The organism is Holophagales bacterium, from assembly GCA_016719485.1.
Taxonomy (GTDB): Bacteria; Acidobacteriota; Thermoanaerobaculia; order UBA5066; family UBA5066; genus UBA5066.
In genome coordinates, this window is the sequence record JADJZB010000004.1 from 237,848 (window position 1) to 262,406 (window position 24,559).

At 69.8% G+C, this 24,559-nt stretch carries 21 protein-coding genes; 10 read left to right on the forward strand and 11 right to left on the reverse strand.

Features of this window, described 5'->3' with window-relative positions:
• Genes lipA through IPN03_04060 form a run of 4 tightly spaced genes read right to left on the reverse strand, consistent with a single transcriptional unit; the run spans nucleotide 1 to nucleotide 3,666 of the window.
• Nucleotides 1-894, reverse strand: coding sequence for a lipoyl synthase (gene lipA / locus IPN03_04045; GenBank protein MBK9372902.1), 894 nt, complete (start codon nucleotides 892-894; stop codon nucleotides 1-3).
• Complete coding sequence (locus IPN03_04050) at nucleotides 891-1,607, reverse strand: SPOR domain-containing protein (GenBank protein ID MBK9372903.1); 717 nt, start codon at nucleotides 1,605-1,607, stop codon at nucleotides 891-893. Before IPN03_04050 ends, lipA begins: the two co-directional genes overlap by 4 nt.
• Nucleotides 1,604-2,377, reverse strand: a complete 774-nt coding sequence (locus IPN03_04055; GenBank protein MBK9372904.1) for a slipin family protein — start codon at nucleotides 2,375-2,377, stop codon at nucleotides 1,604-1,606. Before IPN03_04055 ends, IPN03_04050 begins: the two co-directional genes overlap by 4 nt.
• On the reverse strand, nucleotides 2,374-3,666 hold the full coding sequence (locus IPN03_04060) for a nodulation protein NfeD (GenBank protein MBK9372905.1): 1,293 nt from the start codon (nucleotides 3,664-3,666) through the stop codon (nucleotides 2,374-2,376). The genes IPN03_04055 and IPN03_04060 overlap by 4 nt, the downstream gene beginning before the upstream one ends.
• Before the next feature lie 35 nt (nucleotides 3,667-3,701).
• Between IPN03_04060 and IPN03_04065 the strand changes: the two genes are divergently transcribed.
• Nucleotides 3,702-4,610: a phosphatase PAP2 family protein gene (locus tag IPN03_04065; GenBank protein ID MBK9372906.1), complete on the forward strand. Its 909-nt coding sequence runs from the start codon at nucleotides 3,702-3,704 to the stop codon at nucleotides 4,608-4,610.
• Here IPN03_04065 and IPN03_04070 read toward each other — a convergent pair.
• Both IPN03_04070 and IPN03_04075 read right to left on the reverse strand, forming a co-directional pair.
• Nucleotides 4,562-5,710, reverse strand: a complete 1,149-nt coding sequence (locus IPN03_04070) for a hypothetical protein (GenBank protein MBK9372907.1) — start codon at nucleotides 5,708-5,710, stop codon at nucleotides 4,562-4,564. The genes IPN03_04065 and IPN03_04070 overlap by 49 nt on opposite strands.
• 99 nt (nucleotides 5,711-5,809) lie before the next feature.
• The gene (locus IPN03_04075; protein ID MBK9372908.1) at nucleotides 5,810-7,048 is read right to left on the reverse strand and encodes a pyridoxal phosphate-dependent aminotransferase family protein; all 1,239 of its coding nucleotides are present in this window, start codon (nucleotides 7,046-7,048) and stop codon (nucleotides 5,810-5,812) included.
• Nucleotides 7,049-7,238: 190 nt separating this feature from the next.
• Between IPN03_04075 and IPN03_04080 the strand changes: the two genes are divergently transcribed.
• From IPN03_04080 to pckA, 4 genes are all read left to right on the forward strand, one after another.
• Complete coding sequence (locus IPN03_04080; GenBank protein ID MBK9372909.1) at nucleotides 7,239-9,320, forward strand: M1 family metallopeptidase; 2,082 nt, start codon at nucleotides 7,239-7,241, stop codon at nucleotides 9,318-9,320.
• Nucleotides 9,321-9,333: 13 nt separating this feature from the next.
• Entirely contained in the window at nucleotides 9,334-10,275 is a 942-nt protein-coding gene (locus IPN03_04085) for a hypothetical protein (protein ID MBK9372910.1), read from the forward strand.
• Nucleotides 10,276-10,366: 91 nt separating this feature from the next.
• Nucleotides 10,367-11,584, forward strand: a complete 1,218-nt coding sequence (locus IPN03_04090) for an aminotransferase class I/II-fold pyridoxal phosphate-dependent enzyme (GenBank protein MBK9372911.1) — start codon at nucleotides 10,367-10,369, stop codon at nucleotides 11,582-11,584.
• 95 nt (nucleotides 11,585-11,679) lie between these two features.
• Nucleotides 11,680-13,221, forward strand: coding sequence for a phosphoenolpyruvate carboxykinase (ATP) (gene pckA, locus IPN03_04095; protein ID MBK9372912.1), 1,542 nt, complete (start codon nucleotides 11,680-11,682; stop codon nucleotides 13,219-13,221).
• A gap of 104 nt (nucleotides 13,222-13,325) precedes the next feature.
• On the opposite strand, the gene IPN03_04100 is transcribed toward pckA, so the two are convergent.
• Nucleotides 13,326-14,234, reverse strand: a complete 909-nt coding sequence (locus IPN03_04100) for a DUF1684 domain-containing protein (protein ID MBK9372913.1) — start codon at nucleotides 14,232-14,234, stop codon at nucleotides 13,326-13,328.
• Nucleotides 14,235-14,493: 259 nt separating this feature from the next.
• On the opposite strand from IPN03_04100, the gene IPN03_04105 reads away from it, so the two are divergent.
• Nucleotides 14,494-15,651, forward strand: coding sequence for a DUF1207 domain-containing protein (locus IPN03_04105; protein ID MBK9372914.1), 1,158 nt, complete (start codon nucleotides 14,494-14,496; stop codon nucleotides 15,649-15,651).
• Nucleotides 15,652-15,658: 7 nt separating this feature from the next.
• Here IPN03_04105 and IPN03_04110 read toward each other — a convergent pair whose 3' ends face one another.
• Together IPN03_04110 and IPN03_04115 are read right to left on the reverse strand one after the other, a co-directional pair.
• Nucleotides 15,659-17,701: an NADPH-dependent 2,4-dienoyl-CoA reductase gene (locus IPN03_04110; GenBank protein ID MBK9372915.1), complete on the reverse strand. Its 2,043-nt coding sequence runs from the start codon at nucleotides 17,699-17,701 to the stop codon at nucleotides 15,659-15,661.
• A gap of 12 nt (nucleotides 17,702-17,713) precedes the next feature.
• Nucleotides 17,714-19,201 carry a hypothetical protein gene (locus tag IPN03_04115; protein ID MBK9372916.1) on the reverse strand — a complete coding sequence of 496 codons (1,488 nt, stop codon included), beginning with the start codon at nucleotides 19,199-19,201 and terminating at the stop codon, nucleotides 17,714-17,716.
• Here IPN03_04115 and IPN03_04120 point away from each other — a divergent pair.
• The 4 genes from IPN03_04120 to IPN03_04135 all read left to right on the forward strand — a co-directional run bounded on the left by IPN03_04120 (nucleotide 19,200) and on the right by IPN03_04135 (nucleotide 23,357).
• On the forward strand, nucleotides 19,200-20,906 hold the full coding sequence (locus tag IPN03_04120; GenBank protein ID MBK9372917.1) for an amidohydrolase: 1,707 nt from the start codon (nucleotides 19,200-19,202) through the stop codon (nucleotides 20,904-20,906). The genes IPN03_04115 and IPN03_04120 overlap by 2 nt on opposite strands.
• Before the next feature lie 65 nt (nucleotides 20,907-20,971).
• Entirely contained in the window at nucleotides 20,972-22,018 is a 1,047-nt protein-coding gene (locus IPN03_04125) for a histone deacetylase family protein (protein MBK9372918.1), read from the forward strand.
• Complete coding sequence (locus tag IPN03_04130; GenBank protein MBK9372919.1) at nucleotides 22,015-22,575, forward strand: dual specificity protein phosphatase family protein; 561 nt, start codon at nucleotides 22,015-22,017, stop codon at nucleotides 22,573-22,575. Before IPN03_04125 ends, IPN03_04130 begins: the two co-directional genes overlap by 4 nt.
• Nucleotides 22,572-23,357, forward strand: coding sequence for an RNA methyltransferase (locus tag IPN03_04135; protein ID MBK9372920.1), 786 nt, complete (start codon nucleotides 22,572-22,574; stop codon nucleotides 23,355-23,357). The genes IPN03_04130 and IPN03_04135 overlap by 4 nt, the downstream gene beginning before the upstream one ends.
• Here IPN03_04135 and amrA read toward each other — a convergent pair.
• Nucleotides 23,318-23,875, reverse strand: a complete 558-nt coding sequence (gene amrA, locus IPN03_04140) for an AmmeMemoRadiSam system protein A (protein MBK9372921.1) — start codon at nucleotides 23,873-23,875, stop codon at nucleotides 23,318-23,320. The two genes, IPN03_04135 and amrA, sit on opposite strands and share 40 nt — an antisense overlap.
• A gap of 17 nt (nucleotides 23,876-23,892) precedes the next feature.
• Entirely contained in the window at nucleotides 23,893-24,546 is a 654-nt protein-coding gene (locus IPN03_04145) for an alpha/beta hydrolase (protein ID MBK9372922.1), read from the reverse strand.
• Nucleotides 24,547-24,559: the final 13 nt, after the last annotated feature.

Genomic DNA, 24,559 nt, shown 5'->3' on the forward strand with positions numbered 1-24,559 from the left:
TCAGGCCCGGCGCCGGGCCGATGCGGCGAGAGCTTCCTCCGCCCGGTAGCTCGACCTCACGAACGGCCCCGCGAAGACGTAGGAGAAGCCGAGCTCCTCGCCGGCCGCGCGGAGCGACTCGAACCTCTCGGGCGTCGCGTACGAGACGACCGGGAGGTTCCAGGCCGCGGGCCGCAGGTACTGCCCCAGCGTCAGGACGTCGACGCCCGCCGTGCGCAGGGCGCGGAAGACGTCGAGGACCTCGGAGTCATCCTCGCCGAGACCGAGCATCAGCCCGGACTTCGTCACCGTCACCGGATGGCGCTTCTTCACGCGGGCCAGGAGGGCGACCGAGCGGTCGAAGACCGCCTTCGGCCGGACCGTCGGGTAGAGACGGGGGACCGTCTCGACGTTGTGGTTGAAGACGTCGGGGCGCGCGTCGGCCACGAGGTCGATCGCGGCCGCGTCGCCCTGGAAGTCGGGGGTGAGAACCTCGACGGTCCGGCGCGGGGCGAGGGCCCTCAACGCCTCGACGACGCGGACCCAGTGGGCCGCGCCGCCGTCCGGGAGGTCGTCGCGGTCGACGGACGTGAGGACGACGTGCTCGAGCCCCATCTCGAGGACGGCGCGCGCGACGTTCCCGGGCTCCTCCGGGTCGAGCGCGCCAGGGCGCCCGGACTTCACGTTGCAGAAGCCGCAGGCGCGCGTGCAGACGTCGCCGCAGACGAGAAACGTCGCGGTCTTCTTCTCGAAGCACTCGCTCCGGTTCGGGCAGCGGGCCTCCTCGCAGACCGTGTGGAGGCCGCGCGTGCGCATGAGCGTCTTCAGCTCGTGGAGGCCCGAGAGCCTCACCTTCCGCTCGCGGATCCACGGAGGGAGCGCGGGCTCGCCCCGCACCGGGAGGGACCGGCTCATGTCCCGGGAACGACGATCGGCTTCGTGTCGAGCTTCTCCGCTTTCTGCACCTTCGTCGCGGCAGACTCGGCCTTCGCGCGGTCCGGATAGGGGCCGATGCGAACCCTGAAGGTCAGGCCCTTCTTCCCGGTCACGGGCGAGACGACCGGCTTGAACCCGTCGGCCTTGAGCTTCTTTGCGAGGTCGTCCGCCTTCTCGGCGTTGGACGTGACCACGATCTGCACCCAGAAGGGCCCGTCGGCTTCCTTCGCGGGATCGGTCGCCTTCATCGGAACCGGAGCGGGGGCGGCCTTCTCCGCCCGTGTCGCGACGGGCGTCGGCCCGAGCTCCACGATCTTCGGCTCCTGGGCCGGGACAGGCCGCTCCTGGCGGGAGGCCGCCTTCGGCGCCTCCTTCGCGGACGGCTCCGCTCTCGGAGCGGGCTGCCGCGAGGCCTCGGGGGGCGCGGCGTCGAAACCGATCGGCGCCTCCGTCGGCACCGGTGCCGGCCTGTCGCCTCTCTCGCGGTCCGCCTCGGGCGCCGGGACGGGGATGTCCGACTGGGCCGCGAGGGCCGTGACGGAGTCCGGGCCCTTCTTCGCCGCGGCTCCCGTCTTCATGCCGAAGAAGAACGAGAGCCCCAGCGCGGCCAGGAGGCCCAGAAAGAACGCCGCGGCCTGGCGGCCCGTGACCGAGACCTGGTAGTGAACCGGCCCGTCCTTCTCCTCGGTCACTTCACGTCCTTCGCCATCTTCTGGCCGAGGAGGGCCATCATCTCGATGGGGACCGGGAAGAGGATCGTCGAGTTCTTCTCGGCGGCGATCTCGGTCAGGGTCTGCAGGTAGCGCAGCTGCATGGAGGCGGGCTCCGTGGCGATGATGTGAGCGGCTTCGGCAAGCTGCTTGGACGCCTCGAACTCGCCGGAGGCGTGGATGATCTTGGCGCGCTTCTCGCGTTCGGCCTCGGCCTGCTTGGCCATCGCCCGCTGCATCTCGATCGGCAGGTCGACGGCCTTCACCTCGACCATCGTGATCTTGATCCCCCACGGGTCGGTGTGCTTGTCGAGGATCTCTTGGAGGCTCTCGTTCAGCTTCTCGCGCTCGGAGAGGAGCTCGTCGAGGGCGGCCTGACCGAGGACCGACCGCAGGGTCGTCTGCGCCAGCTGCGACGTGGCGTACATGAAGTTCGCCACCTTCACGATCGCCCGGGCCGGGTCCATGACGTTGAAGTAGATGACCGCGTTGACCTTGACCGAGACGTTGTCCCGGGTGATGACGTCCTGCGGCGGGACGTCGAGGGTGATCGTCCGCAGGTCGACGCGGACCATCGTCTCGAAGGGCCAGAAGATGAACGTCAGCCCCGGCCCTTTCGGGGCGGGCCCGAGGCGGCCGAGCCAGAACGTGACCGCCCGCTCGTACTCGTTGAGGATGTTCACCCACTTCGAGAGGAAGAAGATGACGACGAAGATGCCCGCGATGAAGATCGGGTTCGGAAGCATGTTCATGCCTTTTCGCTCCGTACGGAGGGCTTGACGAGGACGGCCAGCCCGTCGACGCCCGTGATCTCGACCAGCTGTCCGTCGTTGAGGGGTGCGGCGCTCCGGGCTTCCCAGAGCGCCCCGTCGGCGAAGACCTTCAGGGCGCCCGTGGCGCCGACGCGAGCCGGCACGACCTGACCGACGAGGACCGCGACGCCGGTCCTGCCGGGGAGGCGCTGGACGGAGAGGGCCATGAGGGAGAGGCCCGCGAGGATGACGGTCGTCACGGCCGCCCCGCCGACGATGAACCAGAGCTCGGCGCGGGGAGCGAACTCGTCGCGGTGGAAGAGGAGGACGGCCCCGAGAATGATCGAGACGCCGCCCGAGATCGCGAGGATGCCGTGCATCGTGAACTTCACCTCGAGGAAGAAGAAGAGGACCCCGAGGAGGATGAGGCCGATGCCCACCCAGTTCGTCGGGAGGACCGACATCGCGAAGAAGGCCAGGAGGAGGCAGATGCTCCCGAGGACACCCGGAAGGATCGCACCAGGGCTCTGGAACTCGGAGTAGAGGCCGACGACGCCGATCAGGAAGAGGAGGCCCGCCACCATCGGGCTCGCGATGACCCCGAGGGCCTTCTCGAGGCCGGTCTTTCTCTCCGTGCGGAACGTGAACGCGGCGCTCTTCAGAGCGACGTCGGGTTTTCCGACCCGCTTGACCGGGCGCCCGTCGAGCTGCGCGAAGAGGTCGGGAATGTCCCGGGCCACGATCTCGACGAGCTTCTTCTCCTTCGCCTCGCTCTCGGAATAGGAGAGGGCCTCGCTGATCGTCTTGACCGCGTCTTCGACCGGACGGCCGCGCGGGACGGCGAGCGACCGGACGAGGGCCGCGGCGTCCTCGCTCACCTTCTTGCCGATCGTCTTCGGCAGCTCCTCTCCCCCGCTCCCGACGGGAGAGGCCGCTCCGGTGTTCGTCCCCGGGGCCATCGCCGCGACGTCGCAGGCCATCAGGATGATGAAGCCGGCGGACGCCGCCTGGGAGCCGGGCGGGTGAACGAAGCCGATGACCGGGACCTCCGAGGCGAGAATCGTCTTCGTGATCTCACGGGTCGAATCGAGCCGGCCCCCGGGGGTGTTGATCCTGAGGACGACTGCGGGCGCCCCTCCGGCCACGGCCTCCTCGACGACCCTCTTGACGAACTCGGCGGTGACGGGATTGATGTCGGTGTCGAGGTCGACGACGACGGCCTCCGTCCCGGCCCCCAGGGCGGCCGGGGCGAGCAGGAGGAGAAGGCTCGCCATCGCGATCGCGTGCATCCTTTCATTATAGGTTCCGCGTGCTACAACGCGGCGTGCGCTTCGCCCTCGCCGACCTCCTGACGTGCGGGGCCACGGGATTGCTCCTCGTCACGGGCGTCGTCACGGGCGTTCCCCGGCGCGCGCCCGCGGAGACGGCGCTGGTGGCCTCAGCGTTCCTCCTCCCGTTCGCGTTCGCGGCGATTCGCGCCCGCCGCCCTCGGCCCGGATCGGTCCTGGCGAGCGTCGCGGAGTTCGGCCCGATCCTCCCGGTCCTTCTCGTCTTCGACAACCTGGGCCCCTTCATTCTCGGCGCGAGCCGCGTCGATCTCGACCCGTTCCTCGTCTCCGCCGACCGGTTTCTCTTCCTCGGCTCCGACCCGACGCGACTCCTCGAGCCCCTCATGGGTCCCCTTCCCCTCGAGGTCCTGACCGTCTGCTACGCCCTCTACTACTTCCACCCCATCATCCTCGGCGCGCTCCTCTGGCGGGACGACCTGCGCGAGAAGACGCCGGGAGCGCGATTCCCGGCGTACGTCTTCGGGATGCTCCTCGTCTTCTACGTCAGCTACGCCGGCTACTTCTTCGTTCCGGCGATCGGGCCACGATTCACCGTCCCGCACGACGGCCCGCTCCCTCGGGGACCGGTGGCGCAGGCGATCGACTCGACCCTCGACCGGCTCGAGACGAACCGCCGGAACTGCTTCCCTTCGGGGCACACCATGGTGACGATCGCCGTTCTCGTCGAGGCGGCGCGTCGGTCGAAGAAGACGTTTCTCGGCTTCCTTCCGTTCGCGCTCGGCCTCGTCCTGGCCACCGTGGCCGGGCGCTACCACTACGTGGTCGACGTCCTCGCGGGGATCGTTCTCGTCGTTTTCGTCGTCGGAGCGGCGAGAGCGCTGGCGGGAAGGGTCCCTCAGGAGCCCGACGGCACCGTCCTGGAAACGAGGCGATACCGGCGGTAGAGCCGCCCTTCGAAGACCTCGATCGGCTTCAGGAGGTCGAGGTTGTCCTCGAGGATCCAGGAGAACTCGACGGTCTTGAAGCCTCCGGCGATGGCCCGCTTGTACCCCTCGAAGTAGCAGACCGCGTCGAGTCCCTTCCGGCGGTATTCCGGCAGGACCCCGAAGGCGAGGAGCCGGATGCGGTCCACCTTCTTCCTCCCGAGGAGGAACTTCAGCCAGCCGAACGGGAGGAGGCGTCCTCCCATCCGGATCAGGACCTGGTTGAAGTCGGGCATCCCGAGCATGAACGCGACCGGCTTCTCCCCCGCCTCGACGAACCAGACGATCGGCGGATAGATCAGGTCCTTCAGCTTCTTCGCCATCGCGTCGAGCTCCTCCGACGTCATCGGAACGAAGCCCCAGTTGTTCTCCCAGGCCCCGTTGTAGACGACCTTGACCTTCTGGAGCTCGTTCGGGAAGTCCTCCATCCGGATCGTCCGGAAGGTCAGCTCGGGGTTGCGGCGCCGGACGGCATCCGTGATCCGGCCGAGCCGCGCGAACGAGCGGTCGTCGACCGGCGCCAGGAGGGCGACGAGGTCCTTCTCCTTGGCGAAGCCCGCGTCCGCCGCGAGGTCGAGGTAGTACGCCGGGTTGTAGGTCATCATCAGGACCGGCGGCCCCGGCTCGCTCTCGGCGGCGTGGAGGAATCCGACCTCGTCGTTCATCGACGGGTTGACCGGTCCCCGCAGCCGGTCGCATCCCGGGAGGAGCTTCGAGGCGGCGGATTCCGCGGCCTCGAAAAGGGCTCGGGCAGCCTCCGGGTCGTTCTCGCACTCGAAGAAGCCGAAGAACGCAGTCCGGTCGGCGTGGACCCGGTTGTGCTCGTCGTCGGCGATCGCCGCGATGCGGCCGACGACGCGCCCGCCCCTGCGGGCGAGGAAGAGCGTCCGGCGCGCGTGCTTCCAGAAGGGGTTCTTCCCCGGATCGAGCATCCAGCGGACGTCGCTCCGCAGCGGCGGGACGAAGTCGGCGTCGTCAGCGTACAGCCTGTACGGGAGCTCGACGAACCCCTTCAGATCCTTCGCGGACGACACCTCGGAGACGGAAACCCCTTCGGGCATCGACCTCGACCTCCTCAGGGGAAAGTCGCATCGTGCGGCTTTCCCGGCTCGTGGTGCGCCGAGCGCACGGACAACGCCTCCGGGCGGACGCCCCGACAGCTAGCTGACGAGCCCCAGCTCGCGGCCGACCTTCTGGAACGCCTCGAGCGCACGGGTGAGGTGCTCCCGGCGGTGCGTCGCCATGTAGGACGTCCGGATCAGGGCCCGGCCCGGTGCGCAGGCGGGGCTGACGACCGGGTTCACGAAGACCCCCTCTTCGTCGAGGCGCTTGGCCATCTTGAAGGCGAGGTAGTCCTCTCCGACGACGACGGGGATGACGGGCGTCTCGGATTCGCCGCAGTCGAACCCGATGGCCCGCAGGCTCGTCATCATGAAGCGGGTGTTGTCCCAGAGATGCTGCCTGCGCTCGGGCTCCGCTTCGATGATGTCGAGGGCGGCCAGGACGGCTCCGATGGATGCCGGCGGGGGCGCCGCCGTGAAGATCAGCGCCCTCGCCTTGTGCTGGATGTACTTGACGATCTCGGTGTCGGCCACGATGAAGCCGCCGATGGCCGCGAGGGACTTCGAGAAGGTCCCCATGATGATGTCGGTCCGGTCCTCGAGGTCGAAGTGTTCGGCTGTACCCCGGCCCGTCCTGCCGAGGACACCGATGCCGTGGGCGTCGTCGACCATGAGCGCCATGCCCCATTCGGCGCAGATGTCGGCGTACGCGGGAAGCGGGGCGATGTCCCCCTCCATCGAGAAGACACCGTCTACGGCCAGGATCCGCCCGGCCTTGTCCTGGTGGGTGCTGAGCATCCGGACGAGGTCGTCCGGATCGTTGTGCTTGAACTTCCTGACGTCCGCTCCGACGGCGAGCCTGGCGCCGTCGTAGATGCAGGCATGGTCCTGCCGGTCGAGGTAGATCGCGTCGCCTTTCGTCGGAAGGGTCCCGAGCACGCCCAGGTTCGAAAGAAATCCGGTGGAAAACGTGATGCAGGCGGGCTTGCGCATGAACGCGGCCAGCCGCTCCTCCAGCTCGACGTGGATGTCCAGCGTGCCGTTGAGGAGCCGGCTTCCGGCACAGCCGGCACCGTACTTCTTCACGGCGGCGATCGCCCGTTCCTTGACCTTGGGGTGGGACGTCAGGCCGAGGTAGTTGTTCGAGCCGAGCATGACGAGCTCGCGCCCGCCGATGTGCACGATCGGATCCTGCCCCGACTCGAGCATCCGGAAGTAGTTCCAGACCCCGGCCGCCTTGATGTCGTCCGGGACCGTGTACTTCCGGCACTTGTCGAAGATCGAAACCCGCGCCCTGGCTGGGGCCGCGACCGAGGGCTTGAGCGCCGAAATCCTCATACTCCTCCGCCAGCGTCACCGCCCGCCCGAGGGGCCGGGGCGACTCGCAAACATCGTCCATCTTACCACCCGGGATGCTCCGCCTCCTGAACCGGACCCAGGCCCGGTCCGGATTCGGGGCCACCCGTCCCCCGGGTCTCCTTCCTTCCGGGCCGACAGGCCTTATCCTCCTCTTTCGGAGGGAGTTCCGATGAGTTCGAGAATCCTCGCCGCCGCTGCGGCTCTCGGGCTTCTTCTGCCCGTCCTCCCCGCCCGAGCCCTCCCGGAGCCCAGGAAGGTCGTCGATTACGACATCCGCGTCACGCTCGACGACGAACGTCGCGAGCTGAAAGGGCGCGAGACGATCCGCTGGACGAATCCCTCGGACGTTGCCGTGCAGGAGCTGAAGCTCCACCTCTACTGGAACGCATTCCGAAACAACCGCTCGACCTTCTTCCGGGAGTCCGGAGGGCGGCTCCGGAGGGATCAGGCCGACGAGACCGAGGGCTTTGGTTCCATCGACCTGACCTCGATGACCCGGGACGGCGTCAGTCTCCTCCCGGCGGCCCGATTCGAGTCCCCGGACGACGGCAACCGCGACGACCGGACCGTCCTGTCGGTGCCTCTCGGCTCCCCCGTCGCCCCCGGGGAGACGGTTGCGCTCGAGATCGCCTGGACCTCCCGCATCCCGAAGGTCTTCGCCCGCGCCGGCTACGTCCGCGACTTCTACATGATCGGCCAGTGGTACCCGAAGGTGGCCGTCTTCGAGCCCCGGGGCCGGCGCCGCCGAGCCGAGCCGGCCTGGAACGCCCACCAGTACCACGCGAACTCAGAGTTCTACGCCGACTGGGGCGACTACAGGGTCGCCCTCACCGTCCCGGAAAGGTACGTCGTCGCCTCCGCGGGGGCGCTCGTGAAGGAGAGCCGCGAGGGCGGCCGGAAGACGCTCGTCTTCGAGCAGGCGTCGGTGCACGACTTCGCCTGGTCGGCCGACCCGCGCTTCGTCGTGAAGGAGGACTTCTTCGACCCGCACAGGGACCTCCCGGCCGGCGAGCTGGCCCGGGCGGCGAAGCTCCTGGGACGATCCGAAGCCGACCTTCGGGCGGGGTTCAGGCCCGTGAAGCTCCGCTACTACATGCAGCCCGACCACGTCGGGCAATGGACGCGTTACGCCGACGCCCAGAAGTGGGCCCTCGTCTGGTTCGGGCTCTACGCCTTCCCCTACCCCTACGCGCAGGCCAGCTGCGTCGACCCTCCCGAGGACGGGAGCGGGGCGATGGGGATGGAGTACCAGACGATCTTCACGGGCGGGACGATGCGTGCCTTCGGGCACTGGCCCCTGAACGGCATCCGGGAACCCGAGATGATCGTCGTCCACGAGTTCGGGCACGGCTGGTGGTACGGCCTCGTCGCCTCGAACGAGTTCGAGGAAAGCTGGATGGACGAGGGGATCAACTCGTTCACGGAGTACGAGATGATGGACCGCCGCTACGGCGGCATGATCCGGCTCCCTCTCGGCGCCCGCCTCGGGAGCTTCGACCTCGGCCGGATCCAGACGATCCGGGCGCGCGAGGTCGACCGGCTCGTCACACCCTCCTGGTCGTTCGCCCCGGGCGCCTACGGCCGAAACTCGTACGCCAGGGCTGCGACGTCCATCGACCAGATCCGCCGGATCCTCGGCGAGGAAGCGTTCTGGCGGGCCTTCCGGGCCTGGGCCGAACGCTGGCGATTCGACCACCCCACCTCCGAGGACTTCCTCGACGCCTTCCGGCCCGCGGGCGGCGCGAGCCTCGAACCGCTCATCCGCGAGATCTGGTACGGAAACGGGACGACCGACTACGCCGTCAGCCGAGTCTCGAGCACCGAAGCCCGGCCGTTCGAGGGGTACGACGACGCCGGGAAGCGCGTCCGCCCGCCGAAGGAGGAGTCCGGCAAGAAACCCCCGACGGGCGGGAAGGCAAAGGCGGCGAAAAGATACGAGTCGGTCGCCCTCGTCAGCCGCATCGGGACGATTCCACTCCCCGTGACGATCGTGCTCTCTTTCGAGAACGGGGCGACCTGGCGCACGACGTGGGATGGGAAGGCCCCCTGGCTCCGCCTCCGGACGACCTACGGCTCCCGCCTCGCGAAGGCCGAGGTCGACCCGGAGCGGAGGATCGTCCTCGACGCGAACCCGTGGAACAACGCCCGCTACACCGGAGAGAAGCAGGGACCCTCGGCCACCGCGAAGGTGCGGGCCTATGCCCTCCACGGCGTCCAGATCCTCCTCTCCTCCCTCTGGCTTCTTCGTTGACGGAGCGCCCGACATGCCGCCACGCCTCTCTCCCCTGACGACCGGCTTCTCGGCCACGTTCACCTATCGCCGTCTCGCCGGAGTCCTCTGGATGGGACTGCTCGTCTCGTCGCTGCCGGCCTGGGTCGCCTTCGGGCCACTCTTCGCCCCCATCGACCAGAGCCCGTTCCGCGAAGGCCTCCTTCGGGGCTGGGATTCCTGGGCGTTCCTCAGCTTCGCGGGGGTCTTCCCGCACGACGTCCGTATCGCCCTTGCGGCGATCGGGGCCGGCGTCGTCCTCTCCGTCCTCCTCGATCTGCTCCTGACGACGGGGGCCATCCGCGTCCTCCTTTCGGGCCTGCCCCGCCCGGCGCTGCGCCGAACCGTCTCCGAGGGGGCCGCCCTCTTCCGTCCCGTCGCCTGGGCGTTTTCACGCTATGCCGTCTCTCTCACGCTCTGGATCGGGTTCCTCGTCGTCGGCCCCGTCCTCCTTCTCGGCAGGATCGCCGGCAAGGACGCCGCGCCGAACGGGACGCTCGCGACGTTCGGCCTCGTCTGGGCCGTCGCCGCCACGCTCGCCATCGCCGCGAACGTGAACCTGCGCTTCTCGCTGGCCAGGATCGCCCTCGCGACGGGCGAAGCCGCGAACGCACGCGGGGCCTACCGGGCCGCCAAGGAAGTCCTCCGCGGGTCCCGTTCTCCCGCCGCCGGGCTCTGGCTCTTCTGGCTCTCCCTGGGGCTCGCGATCCAGGCCGGGTTCACGGCGCTCGGCGTCGCGATGAACCCCGCGACCTCCGCCGGAATCGCCGCGCTCGTCGGCGTCCGCCAGCTCGGCTTCTGGCTGTTCGCGATGACGCGGGTCGGCTACCAGGCCTCGCTCCTGCGGTTCGCGGACCTGAAGCGTGCCCTCCCGCCGATCCCCCTGGTCCACCCGTTCCCCCGCACCCCGGAGGACGCGACTTCCACGGCAGCGTAAACGCCCCCACGCCGGTACAATCCCTCGTTGCCCTCGGCGCCGCGGAGCTCTGCTCCAGCGGCCCACCGGCGAAAGGGAGGTTTCTCACCCCATGAGCGTCTCTCAGCTCGCGAAATCGATCGCGGAGTCGCCCACGCTCCGCCTGAACGAGCAGGCCCGGCTCCTGCGCGAGAAGGGCGAGGCCGTCGTCCATCTCGGGGCCGGCGAGCCCAAGAACAAGGCCCCCATCGCCGCCATCCTCGCCGCCGCCTCGAAGCTGAACGCCGGGGACGTGAAGTACACGCCGGCCGACGGAACGCCGGGATTGAAGAAGCAGATCATCCGGTACACCGAGGAGAACTACGACCGCGTCGTCGCCCCCGAGAACGTCATCGTCTCGGCCGGGGCCAAGCAGTCGGTCTTCAACATCCTCTACTCGGTCCTGAACCCGCAGGACGAGGTCGTCATCCTCGCCCCGTACTGGGTCAGCTACCCCGAGATGGTGCGGATGTGCTACGGCGTCCCGGTCATCGTGAAGGCCGAGGACGGCGGCTTCGTCCCCCGGATGGAGGACATCGAGAAGTCCGTCGGGTCGGCGACGCGCGTCATCATCTGCAACAGCCCGAACAACCCCTCCGGCGTCCTCTACCCCGACAGCCTCATCGCCGAGCTCGTCGAGTTCTGCGAGCGCAAGGGGATCTGGCTGATCATGGACGACATCTACCACAAGCTCGTCTTCGACGGAAAGAAGTCGCCGAGCTGCTTCAAGTTCACGAGAAAGGACACCGAGACGTCGAAGGTCATCGCCGTCAACGGCGTCTCGAAGCTCTACGGCATGACCGGGTTCCGGATCGGCTGGGCGATCGCGCCTCGGCCGCTCGTCCAGATCATGACGAACGTCCAGGGGCAGATCACGACGACCGTCTCCGTCCTCCTCCAGGCCGCGGCCGAGGGGGCGATGTCGGGCCTCCAGAGCGCCGTCGAGAGCCTCCGCCTGCAGCTCGAGAACAACCGGAACGTCATGCTCCAGGAGCTCGCCTCGTTCAACGGGGTGAAGACGATCAAGCCCGACGGCACGTATTACTGCCTCCCCGACTTCCGCGCCTACTCGAGCAAGTCGGTCGAGCTCTCCGACTTCCTCCTGAAGAAGGCGCTCGTCGTCGCCGTCCCGGGCCGCGAGTTCGGGATGGAGGGCTACCTCCGCCTTTCGTATGCGGGGACGATCAAGGAGATCCAGGAGGGAATCGCCCGGATCAAGTGGGCGCTCGACCCGTCGGCCCCCAACGAGATCTACGTCGGCGACAAGAAGCTCGTGAGGGACTGGCTGTGAAGAACCTGCTCGACATCAAGACTCCGGCCGAAGGCGAAGCCTCGGCGCGAAAGGCCGACTACGGGCTCGCGAACCACGGCCTCTCGAACCTGCGGATGGCCTACTGGAACCTCCCCACCGAGGCGCTCTACGAGGAGATCGCCTTCCGCCGCGAGGCGCGGATCGTCGCGGGCGGCCCGGTCGTCGCCCACACCGGAAAGCACACCGGGCGCGCCGCGAACGACAAGGCCGTCGTGAAGGAGCCCTCCACCGAAGGTCACGTCTGGTGGGGTCCGTACAACCGCCCCTACGCCCCCGAGAAGTTCAACGACCTCTTCAACCGCCTTCAGGGGTACCTGCAGGGGCACGACCTCTTCGTCCAGGACGTCTACGCCGGCGCCGACCCCGCCTACCGCGTCCCGGTCCGGATCATCACCGAGAAGGCGTGGCACTCCCTCTTCGTCAGGAACATGTTCATCCTGCCGCAGTCGCTGGAGGAGTACCGCCGCCACGTCCCGGAGTTCACCGTCATCGCGGCCCCCGGCTTCTCGGGCTTCCCGCCGATCGACGGGACGAACGCCCAGACGTTCATCACGCTCAGCTTCGACCAGCGCGTCTGCCTCATCGGCAACACCGAGTACGCGGGCGAGATCAAGAAGTCGGTCTTCACCGTTCTCAACTACCTCCTCCCTCTCGACGGCGTCCTCTCGATGCACGCCTCCGCGAACGTCGGAAAGGGGGGCGACTCGGCTCTCTTCTTCGGCCTCTCCGGCACCGGCAAGACGACGCTCTCGGCCGACCCGAAGCGGAGCCTCATCGGCGACGACGAGCACGGCTGGAGCGACGAGGGGGTCTTCAACATCGAAGGGGGCTGCTACGCGAAGGTGATCGCCCTCTCGGCGCAGGCCGAGCCGGAGATCTACTCCACGACCCACCGCTTCGGGACGATCCTCGAGAACGTCGTCTTCGACCCGGTCACCCGGAAGATCGACCTCGACGACGAGTCGATCACCGAGAACACCCGCGGCTCCTACCCGCTCGAGTTCATCGCGAACGCCGTCCCCGAGAAGAAGGCCGGCCACCCGAAGAACATCATCTTCCTCACCTGCGACGCCCAGGGGGTCCTGCCGCCGATCGCGCGGCTCACGCCCGACCAGGCGCTCTACCAGTTCATCTCCGGCTACACGTCGAAGATCGCCGGCACCGAGGTCGGCCTCGGCAAGGAGCCCGAGCTGACGTTCTCGGCCTGCTTCGGCGGTCCGTTCATGGTCCATCATCCTGCCTTCTACGCCGACCTCCTGAAGAGGAAGATCGAGCGTTACGGCGTCAGCTGCTGGCTCCTGAACACCGGCTGGGTCGGCGGTCCCTACAACGTCGGCAAGCGGATCTCCATCCGCTACACCCGCGCGCTCCTCGACGCCGCGCTGGACGGCTCCCTCCACGGCGTCGAGTACCGGAAGGACCCGATCTTCGGCTTCGAGGTCCCGAAGAGCTGCCCGGGCATCCCCGACTCCGTCATGGACCCGTCCAGCTCCTGGCCCGACAAGTCCCTCTACGCGAACCGCTACCGCTCGCTCGCCGCGCGCTTCGTCGAGAACTTCAAGAAGTTCGAGGAAGGGTGCGCGCCCGAGGTGATCGCGGCGGGCCCGAAGCTCTGACGCACGTCGCCGTCTGACACGACCCGGATACGAGGGGAGCCCGCACGAGCGGGCTCCCCTGTTCTTCGCGGCACCGCCGGCGCGTCCGTCACACCACCCCGACGTCAGTGATCCGCGGGCGCCTTCTCCCCCGCCTCGACCCGGACGGGAAGCGTGTTCCTCGGGAGGGCCAGCGGGCAGCTCGCGAAGGGAGTGAACGAGCAGGGCGGGTTCTCGGCGAGGTTGAAGTCGAGGGCGACCTTCGCCTCCCCCGGCTTCGGCTTCTTCGCGTGCAGGAAGCGGCCTCCTCCGTAGCTCTCCGTGCCGGCGGTGGCGTCGGAAAAGACGAAGAAGAGGGTTTCGTCCTCGGGCGACTCGACGGTCGGCTCGAGCGCGAGCTCCCGCCCGGCGAGCGTGAATCTGACGATGCCCGGCGCGAGCGCCTTGCGGGCGGGCCCTCTCGAGGAGGGGACGTCGATCTCCCGCGGCGCCGCGTACGGCTCGTACGCGCCCTCGACGCGGTACGCGGGATCGACCGGGAAATACTTCAGACCGGTGAAGCCCGCCCTCCGCGGGCTCTCGGGATCGCGCGCGCGGACGAGAACACGGCCGTCCTTCAACAGGAGGGAGATGCGCACGCGGCCCACCGTCACGACGTCGTGCCGCTCCCCGTCGCTTTCGGGGACGAGCGGCGCCGGGGTCGGCGGGCCGCCGTTCACGGCGACGGGAGCGCCTGCCCCGGCTCGGAGGACCACGGTGCCATCCGGGCGAAGGTCGAAGGTGCACGCCCTCGCCGGAATGCCCGGGTCCTCCAGGACCAGCGCGGCCGACGGGTCGGACCCGACGACGTTCTCGCCGGGCGCCAGGAGCTCGCGCGCAACGAGGGAGAGCCATCCGTCCTCGGAGGTCAGCTCCGCCATCCGTCGGGCGCGGGCCGCGTCGACCGCGGCGAGGTACGCGGGGTCGACGGCGGGAGGTCGGCGGCACGCGAGGAGCGCGAGCGCGGCGAGGAGGACGGGGCCGAAGCGGCGCATGAACCCTTGTAGCACGGGCGCATTCCGCCCGTGGAACGCTGGCAGGCGCATCCTTTGTACTCCTTTCAACCGACCGGGAAAGCGCGTCCACCTTCGGGGCCGATGCCTGGCCTTTGCCCTCCCGACCGACGTCAGAGGCGTTCCCCTCGCCACCACCCACCTGGCAAGGCTCTTGCGCTGGATCTCGGAGGATCGAAGGAGGTTCGTTCTGTCCGCACTCTATCGGTCATGCCTTTCGACAGGATCACAGGTGCCATCGATGCCCACATCCGTTCCGGAGTGCGAAGAGGAGCTTCCCAGGCGACCCACGAAGCGGCGCGCCGCTTGCAGCCTTTGTGCGGTCTCCCTGAGCTTCGCGCTTCTCCTCGGAGCGCACGCTGCCCTCTCGGAGGAGAAGGCCAGCGACGAGTTCCTGGCCGGTTACGTCGCCTCCCTCGTCGAGCGGAATCTGCACTGGGACCGGGACTCCTATCGCCTGACGGTCGTGAACGGGGTTGCCACCATCACCCTGTTCGAAGACGACCCATCGCGGCGGAAGGCGGCCGAGCAGGAACTCTCCACCGTCAAGGAGCTGCGCGGGGTCGCGATAGAAGTGAAGGCCGCGGAAGCCGTTCCATCCGGAGCCGTGGGTGGAGCGCCGGAAGCGGCCGGGAAGGGAGAGGCCTTTCCGACGGGTGACTTCTTCCGGCCCCTCGTCGCCGATCCGAAGCAGGCACAGTTCTTCGTCGGCCTGAACCGCTTCACCTCGTCGGGCGCGCGGTTCACCATGGCGTCCGTCGGGTTCGGCGAGACCTTCGGCCTTTACCGTTTCTTCGGCAGCTCCGAAGGGCAGGGCCTGCAGTTGAGCGTGCAGGGCGCCATCTTCGCCCAGTTCAACATGGACACGCCCTCGTATGACCTCGTGAACGCGGACTACGTCATCGGCTTTCCCGTGACGTTCCGGCACGGCAACGGGTCGCTGCGCTTTCGCATCTATCACCAGAGCTCGCACCTGGGGGATGAGCTGCTCCTCGGCGCCAATCCTCCTGACCGCGTCAACCTCAGCTTCGAAGCGACGGAGCTCCTCTATTCGCACGAATGGCGCAGCCTGCGCCTCTACGCCGGGGGCGAATACCTGCTCCACAACGAGCCGGCTGATCTCGAGCCGCTGAGCGCCCATTGGGGATTGGAGTTTCGCGGCAAGAAGGCGCTCCTGTGGCACGGGAGACCGATCGCGGGAGTGGACATGAAGAGCCTCGAGGAGCACGACTGGGCCATCGACACGAGCGTCAAGGCCGGCCTCGAGTTCGGTCATCCCGACCCGGGGCAGCGGCGGCTGCGCCTGATGGCCGAGTGGTACAGGGGATTCGACCCGCACGGCCAGTTCTACGTCAACGAAGTCGAGTACTACGGCCTCGCGCTCTCCCTGGGATTCTGACCGAGGATCAAAGGGAGACCGCCAGCCGCGAGCCCTGGTCGATGGCGCGCTTGGCGTCGAGCTCGGCCGCGACGTCCGCTCCCCCGATGAGGTGCAGCCGGACTCCGGCCTCCCTGAGCGGGCCCTCCAGCTCGCGCTGCGGCTCCTGGCCCGTGCAGAGGACGACGTTCTCGACCTCGAGCAGCCGGGTTTCTCCCCCCTTCTCTCCGAGGCGGACGGTGAGCCCACGGTCGTCGATCCGTTCGTAGGAGACGCCGGCGAGCATCTCGACGTCCTTCATCTTGAGCGAGGCCCGGTGGATCCATCCCGTGGTCTTTGCGAGGCCGGCGCCCGGGCGGCTCTTCTTCCTCTGCAGGAGGGTGACCTTCCGGGCGGGCGGCGCCGGCCGGGGCTGCGCCACTCCGCCCGGGGAGACCTCGGGGTCGGTGACGCCCCACTCCTCCATCCATCGGGCCAGGTCCGGCCCGGTCTCCCCCGCTGGCCTCTCGCCATGGACGAGGAACTCCGCCACGTCGAAGCCGATCCCCCCGGCGCCGACGACGGCGGCCGACCTGCCCACGGCCCTTCCGCCGAGGAGCACGTCGACGTAGGAGAGGACCATCGGGTGGTCCTGGCCCGGAATGCGGGGGCTCCGCGGAACGACGCCCGTGGCGAGGACGACGTCGTCGTAGCGCCCCGCGACCAGCTCGCTCGCGCCGACGCGCGTTCCGAGGTGCAGGGCGACGCCGGTGGCGCGGACCCGCCCTCCGAAATACCGGAGCGTCTCGGCGAACTCCTCCTTGCCCGGGACACGCATCGCCATCCGGAACTGGCCACCGATTTCGGCCGCGGACTCGAACAGGTGCACGTCGTGCCCCCGCTCGGCGAGGACCGTGGCACAGGCGAGCCCGGCCGGCCCCGCACCGACCACGGCGATCCGTTTCCTGGACGGCGCCGGCGAGTAGACGAGCTCGGTCTCGTGTCCGGCGCGCGGGTTGACGAGACAGGACGCGAGCTTCCTGCTGAAGACGTGATCGAGGCACGCCTGGTTGCAGGCGATGCACGTGTTGATCTCGGCGGCGCGCCCCTCGCTCGCCTTCCTCACGAACTCCGCGTCGGCCAGAAGCGGCCGGGCCATGGAGACCATGTCGGCGGAGCCCTCGGCGAGGATCCGCTCCGCGACCGCGGGGTCGTTGATCCGGTTCGTCGTGCAGAGCGGAATCCCGACCTGGCCTTTCAGCTTGCGCGTGACCCAGGCGAAGGCCGCGCGCGGCACGCTCGTGGCGATCGTCGGGATGCGGGCCTCGTGCCATCCGATGCCCGTGTTGAGGATCGTGGCGCCGGCGGCCTCGATGGCCTTGGCGAGCTGCACGACCTCGGGCCACGTGCTCCCGCCGGGGACCAGGTCGAGCATCGAGATCCGGTAGACGATGATGAAGTCGCGGCCGACGGCCTCGCGCAACCTCCCGACGATCTCCACCGGGAGGCGCATCCGGTTCTCGTAGGTCCCTCCCCACCGGTCCGTTCTCTTGTTGGTCCGGGTGACGAGGAACTCGTTTATGAAGTAGCCCTCGGAGCCCATCACTTCGACGCCGTCGTAGCCGGCCTCCCGGGCGAGCACACCGGCGCGCACGAACGCCCGGATCTGCCTCTCGACGCCGGCCGCCGAGAGCGCACGCGGGGTGAACGGGTTGATCGGCGCCTTGATCCGGGACGGGGCGACCGAGAAGGGCGAGTAACCGTATCGGCCTGCGTGGAGGATCTGGAGGGCGATCCTGCCGCCGTCGGCGTGGACGGCCCCCGTGATCATCCGGTGCGCTCGGGCGGCCCGCGGGGTCGCGAGCCGGCCCCCGAACGGCGACAGCCACCCCTCGACGTTCGGCGCGAAGCCGCCCGTGACGATCAGCCCGACGCCGCCCCGCGCGCGCTCGGCGAAATAGGCGGCGAGGCGCGGGAAGGTCGCCCTTCGGTCCTCGAGCCCGGTGTGCATCGAACCCATCAGGACCCGGTTCGAGAGCGTCGTGAAGCCGAGGTCCAGCGGCGACAGGAGATGAGGGTACGGTTTCGTCACGGTATCGGGAGATTATCGTCCGAGCCGCGGCCCCCGGCGTGCCGCCAGGAGGAAGAGCGCGCCCGCGGAACGACCCGCGAGAATGGCCGTCGTGGCGACGATCGCGGCGGGAACGCGGCTGAACGAAATGCCGGCGAACAGGGTGGCGGTGAGGACGGCCAGCTCGACGAGCGTCCCGACCGTGACGAGGCGCGTCGTCCGGAGCAGCACGAGGCGCGCGTGCATCCAGACGAGGACGGTCGCGGCCGCAGGAGTCAGCACCAGGACCGCCGCGGCGCGTCGCGCCAGCGGGACCAGCTCGCTGTCGAGGCCCGTGACCCCTGCGAACCAGAGCCCGGCGGCGGGGGTCAGGACGACGGCCGCCATCGCGAGCGACGACAGCCCGCCCAGGAGCGTCGCGAAGCGGCGCAGCGACCGAAGCGCGGCGTCGCCACCCCGGCCCAGGGCGATGACGACCTCCTGGAACGCCGTGGCGGGACACCGGAAGAGGAATCCGAACGTGTTGACGACGGGAAGGACGGCGAGCGACTCGATCGGGAGGTGGCCGCGTCCGACGAAGAGAATCACGAGGGGCTGGGCGGCCATGTTCATCAGCGGGGTGACGGCGAGGGGCCAGTAGAAACGCTGGATGTCCGCCAGGCTCGGGACGTCACCGGGTGACGCCGGAGCCCTCAGCGTAAGCCTGTTCCGGTCCGGCCGGGCCCAGGCCCAGGAGGCCGCGGCCTCGACGACGACGCCCGCCGAAAGGGCGCCGGCTCCCACGAGGGCCCCTTCGAGCCTTCCGTCCAGGAAGAGGACCAACCCCGTGGCGGCCATCGTCGAGAGGCGCACCACCGTTCCGTACGCGACGAGACGGGTCCGTCCCGCGCCGATCAGGATCCCCTGCTGGAACCGCCGGAACCCGATCGCCGCGGGCCACGGGAGAAACAGCGCCACCGCGAGCTGCGCCCGGCCCGCCACCTCGGGCGGGAGCGCCAGGACCCTCGAAGCCAGGACCTCGAACACGGGCGGAAAGACGATGAAGGCCATCGCCGCCGTCACGCCGCCGTTCATCAGGATCGAGAACCGCCGGAGCCGCCGGAAGCTCTCGCGGTCGCGCGCGAGGGCCGTGGTGGCGGCGAGGAGCATGATGATGGGAGCCTCGGCCACGAAGGCGAGGGAGAGGGCCACGCCGAACGCCGCGAGGTTGAACGTCGGCTCCGGCAGCCGGGCGACGAGGGCCGCGACGAACGGGCCCTCCGCGGCCATCATCAGCCACGTCGCCGCGAGCGGGAGCCAGAACCGGAAGATCGTCCAGAGGCCGAGATCCGGCCCGTCCCCGTCGGGTAGGCGCCGCCCGCGAGACCGGGCTTTCGCCGCTCGATTCCGACTCGCGAGGACCTTCGAACGCCATCCCTCGATGTTGGCACACGCGGAGCGGTTCCCGCCGCGACCACGTTCCCGCGCGAGCGGGTTCCGCTCGCGTATCCCTTCGTCGACAATCCCGGGTGGAGGAGCCATGCGCACTGCCCTGCTCGCGATCCTGCTGCTGTCCCCGCTCGCCGCCCCCGCCCCCGCCCCCGAGCCCGCCGCCGACCTGCTCCTGACCGGCGGGCGGGTGTGGACCGCCGACCCGTCCCGGCCATGGGCCGAGGCCGTGGCGGTACGCGACGGGCGCGTCGCCCTCGTCGGAACTGACGCGGAAGTGGCCCTGCTGAAGGGGCCGAAGACGACGACGGTCGCGCTCCGGGGGCGCCTCGTCACCCCCGGTTTCGAGGACGCGCACATGCACCTCATGAGCGGGGCCCGCAACCTCGAGCGCGTGGACCTCGCGGAGGAGACGACCCTGACCGGGCTGCAGGAGAGGATCCGGAGCTTCGCCGAGGCCAACCCGAAGAGCCCCTGGATCGTGGGACGGGGCTGGGTCTACGGGTCGTTTCCCGGCGGCCTCCCCACGCGCCAGCAGCTCGACGCGATCGTTCCCGATCGGCCGGCCTACATGGACTGCTACGACGGGCATACCGGCTGGGCCAACAGCAAGGCCCTTGCGCTCGCAGGCATCACCCGTGACACGAAGGACCCGGTGAACGGCACCATCGTGCGCGACCCGAGGACGGGCGAGCCGACCGGGGCGTTGAAGGAAGCGGCGGGCAGCCTCGTCGAGGAGCTGATCCCCGAGCCGAACGCAGAGAGGCACTACGCCCTGCTGCTCCAGGCCCTCGCCCTGCTCAACGGCAAGGGGATCACCGCGGTTCAGGACGCGGGCTGGGACGCCGAGGAGGTGGCCCGGTTCCTCCCACTCCTCGAGAGGGCACGCGCGGAGGGCAAGCTCACGGTACGTACCCGCCTGACCGTGAGCATCGCTCCGGGCGACCCCGCCCCCGGCATCGCGGAGGCCGTCCGCCTGCGGGAAAAGTACCGCGACGGCGCGATCGTCTTCGGCGGCGTGAAGGGGTACGTCGACGGGGTGATCGAGGCGCACACCGCGGCGATGCTGGCGCCGTACTCCGACGACCCCGAAGTGGGCCGGGGAACGCCGCGCTGGGACCAGGCCGCCCTCGACCGCGCGGTCGCTGATGCAGACAAGGCCGGCCTCCAGGTGTGGCTCCACTCCATCGGGGACCGCGGGATCCGCATGGCCCTCGACGCCTACGCGGCGGCGGCGAAGCAGCACGGTCCGCGCGACCGCCGGCATCGCGTCGAGCACGTGGAGGCGATCGACGCGGCGGACGCCCCGCGCTTCGCGGCCCTGGGGGCGGTGGCCTCCATGCAACCGCTGCACGCCAACCCCGACCAGAACAACGAGACGGTCTGGTCGCCCAACGCCGGTCCGGAGCGCGCCAGCCGCGGCTTCGCCTGGCGGCTCATCGAGCAGACCGGGGGCCGCCTGGCTTTCGGCAGCGACTGGCCGGTCGTGACCCCCGACGTGCTCCGCGGGCTGTACTGCGCGGTGGCGCGCAAGACCCGCGAGGGAAGGCCCGCCGGCGGCTGGCAGCCGCAGCTCGCGGTGAGTGTGGAGAACGCGCTGCGCCACTACACGATCGACGCGGCCTGGGCCGGGTTCGGGGATAGGGAGCGGGGCTCGATCCAGGTCGGAAAGCGCGCGGACCTCGTCGTGCTCTCGCGCGACATCCTCGCCGCGCCGCCTGAAGAGATCCTCCAGACGAAGATCCTCCTGACTCTCTTCGAGGGCAAGCCCGTCTGGCGCGACCCGTCGCCACAGTGATCCGCGCGGGCGCCGCACCGCGAGAGCGCACGCCCTGACGGCGCGGCCCCGCTAAGATCGCGGACGTGATCACCTTCTACTCCTCGCTGCACGAGGGGCACGACCCGAAGCACGAGTTCTTCCGCGGGGAACGGGTTCCCTGCTTCGAGTCCCCCGCGAGGGCGGCCTTCGTCCGCGACGAGCTCGTCGCGCGGGGCCACGAGCTGCGCGCCCCCTCGGACGACAGCGCTCCCCTGCTCCTGCAGGTCCACACTCGCCGCTATCTCGCCTTCCTCGAGTCCGCCTGGAGCCAGTGGCTGCAACGGCATCCCGCGAATGCGACCGTCCAGCCGTTCCCTTCGGTCTGGCCGGTGCGGACGCTGCGCAGCGACGTCGAGCCGGCCGATTTCGTCGCCCGGCTCGGCCTCTACTCGATGGACAACGGGACGCCTCTCGCCGCCGGCACCTGGGCCGCGGCGAAGGCAGGGGCCGACGCGGCCGCCAGCGCGGCCGCGCTCGTCGCCTCCGGCGCGCGGGGCGTGTTCTGTGCGACCCGGCCACCGGGCCATCACGCGGGGGCGGACTTCATGGGGGGCTACTGCTTTCTGAACAACGCCGCGATCGCGGCCCGGGCGCTCCAGGCCCGCGGTTGCGGCCGGGTCGCCCTGCTCGACGTCGACTACCACCACGGCAACGGCACCCAGAGCCTCTTCTACGCCCGCGCCGACGTGCTCTTCGTCAGCATCCACGGAGATCCGCGCACCGAGTACCCGTTCTACCTCGGCCACGCCGACGAGGTCGGCGAAGGAGAGGGCGAGGGCTTCAACCTGAACCTCCCGCTGCCGGCCGGCACGTCTGCCGATGCGTGGTTCGAAGCGCTGGAGGTCGGCTGCTCCCGGGTGACGCGGCACGCCGGTGACGCGCTCGTCGTCTCCCTCGGTCTCGACACGTACGCCTCGGATCCGATCTCGAAGTTCGGGCTTCGATCGGACGCCTTCCGCCGCCTCGGCGCGCGCGTTGCGCGCCTCGGGCTCCCAACCGTGTTCGTCCTGGAAGGGGGCTACGCGGTCCGGGAGCTGGGAGTCCACGCGGTGGACGTCCTGGAAGGCTTCGAGGAGACTCCGTGCCGATGACCCCGCCACTCCCGATTCCCGAGTGCTACTGGGTCGTTCCCGGCCTTCTCCTCGCGGGCGAGTACCCTTTCTCTTTCGTCGAGGAGGAGGGGCGCGCTCGTCTCCGTGCCTTTCTGGACGCCGGCATCCGGCTCTTCGTCGACCTGACGGAGGAGCGGGAGAGCGGGCGGACGGGTGTTCTGGAGCCGTACGAGGTCGCCCTCGAGGAAGAGGCGGCGGCCAAAGGAGTCGGGGCCCGGAAGGTCCGCCACCCCGTGCGCGACATGAGCGTGCCGCGCGCCGACGGCCTCGAGCGGATCGTCGCGGAGCTGGACGGCGCCGTGGAGCGCGGCGAGCCGGCCTACGTCCACTGCTGGGGGGGCATCGGGAGGACCGGCACCGCGGTGGCCTCGTTCCTCGCCCGCCGCCACGGGGTGACGGGAGACGAGGCGCTCGCGCTCCTGGACGCACTCTGGCAGGACGTGCCGAAGAGCGCTGTCTTCCCCGAGTCGCCCCAGACGGAAGAGCAGCGGCGGGCCGTCCGCCGATTCGCCGGGAACGGGGACGGGAAGCCGTGAGCGACCGCATCGAATCGCCGGCGAACCCGCGCATCGCCGCAGCCGTCCGCGCGGCGCGGGAAGGCAAAGCGCTCGTCCTCGAGGGTGCCAGGATGCTCGTCGACGCCCTCGACGCGGGCCTCGTACCGGACGTCGTCTTCGCGGCGTCCGACCTCGCGCCCGTCGACACCGTGGCCGTAGACCGCGCGCGGCGTGCCGGCGTCGAGATCGTCGAGGTCTCCCCCCGCGCCCTTTCGCGCCTCTCCGACCTCGGGTCGACCCGGGCCCTCGTGGCTCTCGCACCCGTGCCGTCCTCGACGCTCCCGGCTCTCGCCGGGTCGCGGCTCGTCCTCCTCCTCGACGGGCTTCAGGACCCCGCGAACGTCGGCGCGATCCTCCGGGCTGCGGAGGCCTTCGGCGCCGGAGGTGTCGTCCTGACGCCGGGCACCGCATCGCCTTTCGCTCAGAAGGCGTTCCGCGCCTCGGCAGGAAGCGCCCTGAGGGTTCCCGTCGTGAGTAACGTCCTCTCGACCGAGGCCGTGACCTGGGTCCGCGCAACCGGGGCCACCCTGGCCGGGGCCGACGCCCACGACGGCCGCGAACCAGACACGCTGGAGGCTCTCGCGCCCCTCGTCCTGGCCATCGGCTCGGAAGGGCACGGGCTCTCGGCGCCGGTCTTCGACGCACTCGACCTGAGGGTCCGGATTCCCGTCTCTGCGCGGGTCGAGTCGCTCAACGCCGCCGTGGCGACGGGAATCCTCCTCTACGCGCTCTCCCCGAAGACCTCTGCCGAGAAGCGGTAGACCGTCGCGGGCGGATGGCCCGATCTCCAGGCATCTTCCGGGAGGCCCGCCTTCAGGCACACCTGGGAGAGGAGCGTCGGGACGTCCCAGCCCCACTCCGGGGCGACCTGCGGAAGAAGCAGGCCGGAACGCTGCCCCTTTCGCGCGACGACGCCGTGAACGCCGATCTCGATCTGCGTGAGGGGCTCGGTCACCTCCTCGAGCGGGGTCATGACCGATACGTCCAGAGAGAGCTTCGACAGGTCGCGAGGCTGGGCCGGAGCAAAGCGCGGATCGCGAAGGAGGGCCGCCACGGCGTTCTCTTCCACGTCCTGGGAAAGGGGCCGCCACGGCTCGACGCTGCCGATGCAGCCTCGCAGCCGGCCGTCCTTCTTCCAGGTCACGAACGCGGCCCCGGGCTCGGCGAGGCGCCCCTCGGCCTGCGGAAGGTCCCGCCTCCCCTCGGGGAGGCCGAGGGCGCGGGCCGCCGCGTGGCGCGCCCGCTTCAGCAGCTCGGCCTTCTCGCCTTCGGAGAGCATGTTCGTCCTCCCTGCCGTCAGGCGTGGGCCCTTGGCCGCGCGAGCCCGGCCTCGACGAGGAGGCCTACGGCGGTCTTCTCGAACGCATCGAGCCGCCCGGTGAAGAAGTGGTCCGCTCCCGGCACGACGGCCGCCCGGAAGCCGTACCGGGCCGCGGTCTCGAGGGCGACCTTTCCGGGGCCGAACTGATCCGCCGCCCCCTGGACCCAGACGACGTTGCGTCCCGCCAGGGCCCGGGCTTCCTCTTCGGGCCAGCGGTCCGAGGGGACGCCGATCAGGAGAAGGACGGTGGGCTCCACGACGAGAGCGGCCCGCGCCGCGCAGAGCGATCCGAAGGAGAAGCCCGCGAGAGCCAGCGGGCCGGACGGGTACCTTTCGCGGACGAACCCGACCGCGGAGACGAGGTCGTCCGTCTCTCCACGCCCCTCGTCGTACGTTCCCTCGGACGCGCCCACGCCCCGGAAATTGAAGCGGAGCGAGGCGAGATGGAACCGCTCGGCCAGGAACTTCGCGGTCCGGTGGACGACCTTCGTGTGCATCGTTCCGCCGAAGAGGGAGTGAGGGTGGGCGACGACGGCGGCGCCCGCCGGGCTCGGCGGGAGGCGAAGGAGCGCCTCGAGGGAGCCGGTGGGCCCGGGAAGCGTCAGGGAGAGCATTCGGACGGCGGTCACGACCGCCCGAAGT

Bases quoted from the DNA above. Each gene is read 5' to 3' on its own strand.
- IPN03_04055 (MBK9372904.1), bottom strand. From the start codon at position 2,377: ATGAACATGCTTCCGAACCCGATCTTCATCGCGGGCATCTTCGTCGTC.
- IPN03_04130 (MBK9372919.1), top strand. From the start codon at position 22,015: ATGACCCCGCCACTCCCGATTCCCGAGTGCTACTGGGTCGTTCCCGGC.
- IPN03_04100 (MBK9372913.1), bottom strand. From the start codon at position 14,234: ATGCGCCGCTTCGGCCCCGTCCTCCTCGCCGCGCTCGCGCTCCTCGCG.
- pckA (MBK9372912.1), top strand. From the start codon at position 11,680: ATGGCCTACTGGAACCTCCCCACCGAGGCGCTCTACGAGGAGATCGCC.
- lipA (MBK9372902.1), bottom strand. From the start codon at position 894: ATGAGCCGGTCCCTCCCGGTGCGGGGCGAGCCCGCGCTCCCTCCGTGG.
- IPN03_04120 (MBK9372917.1), top strand. From the start codon at position 19,200: ATGCGCACTGCCCTGCTCGCGATCCTGCTGCTGTCCCCGCTCGCCGCC.
- amrA (MBK9372921.1), bottom strand. From the start codon at position 23,875: ATGCTCTCCGAAGGCGAGAAGGCCGAGCTGCTGAAGCGGGCGCGCCAC.
- IPN03_04115 (MBK9372916.1), bottom strand. From the start codon at position 19,201: ATGGCTCCTCCACCCGGGATTGTCGACGAAGGGATACGCGAGCGGAAC.
- IPN03_04070 (MBK9372907.1), bottom strand. From the start codon at position 5,710: ATGCCCGAAGGGGTTTCCGTCTCCGAGGTGTCGTCCGCGAAGGATCTG.
- IPN03_04105 (MBK9372914.1), top strand. From the start codon at position 14,494: ATGCCCACATCCGTTCCGGAGTGCGAAGAGGAGCTTCCCAGGCGACCC.
- IPN03_04080 (MBK9372909.1), top strand. From the start codon at position 7,239: ATGAGTTCGAGAATCCTCGCCGCCGCTGCGGCTCTCGGGCTTCTTCTG.
- IPN03_04085 (MBK9372910.1), top strand. From the start codon at position 9,334: ATGCCGCCACGCCTCTCTCCCCTGACGACCGGCTTCTCGGCCACGTTC.
- IPN03_04075 (MBK9372908.1), bottom strand. From the start codon at position 7,048: ATGAGGATTTCGGCGCTCAAGCCCTCGGTCGCGGCCCCAGCCAGGGCG.
- IPN03_04060 (MBK9372905.1), bottom strand. From the start codon at position 3,666: ATGCACGCGATCGCGATGGCGAGCCTTCTCCTCCTGCTCGCCCCGGCC.
- IPN03_04090 (MBK9372911.1), top strand. From the start codon at position 10,367: ATGAGCGTCTCTCAGCTCGCGAAATCGATCGCGGAGTCGCCCACGCTC.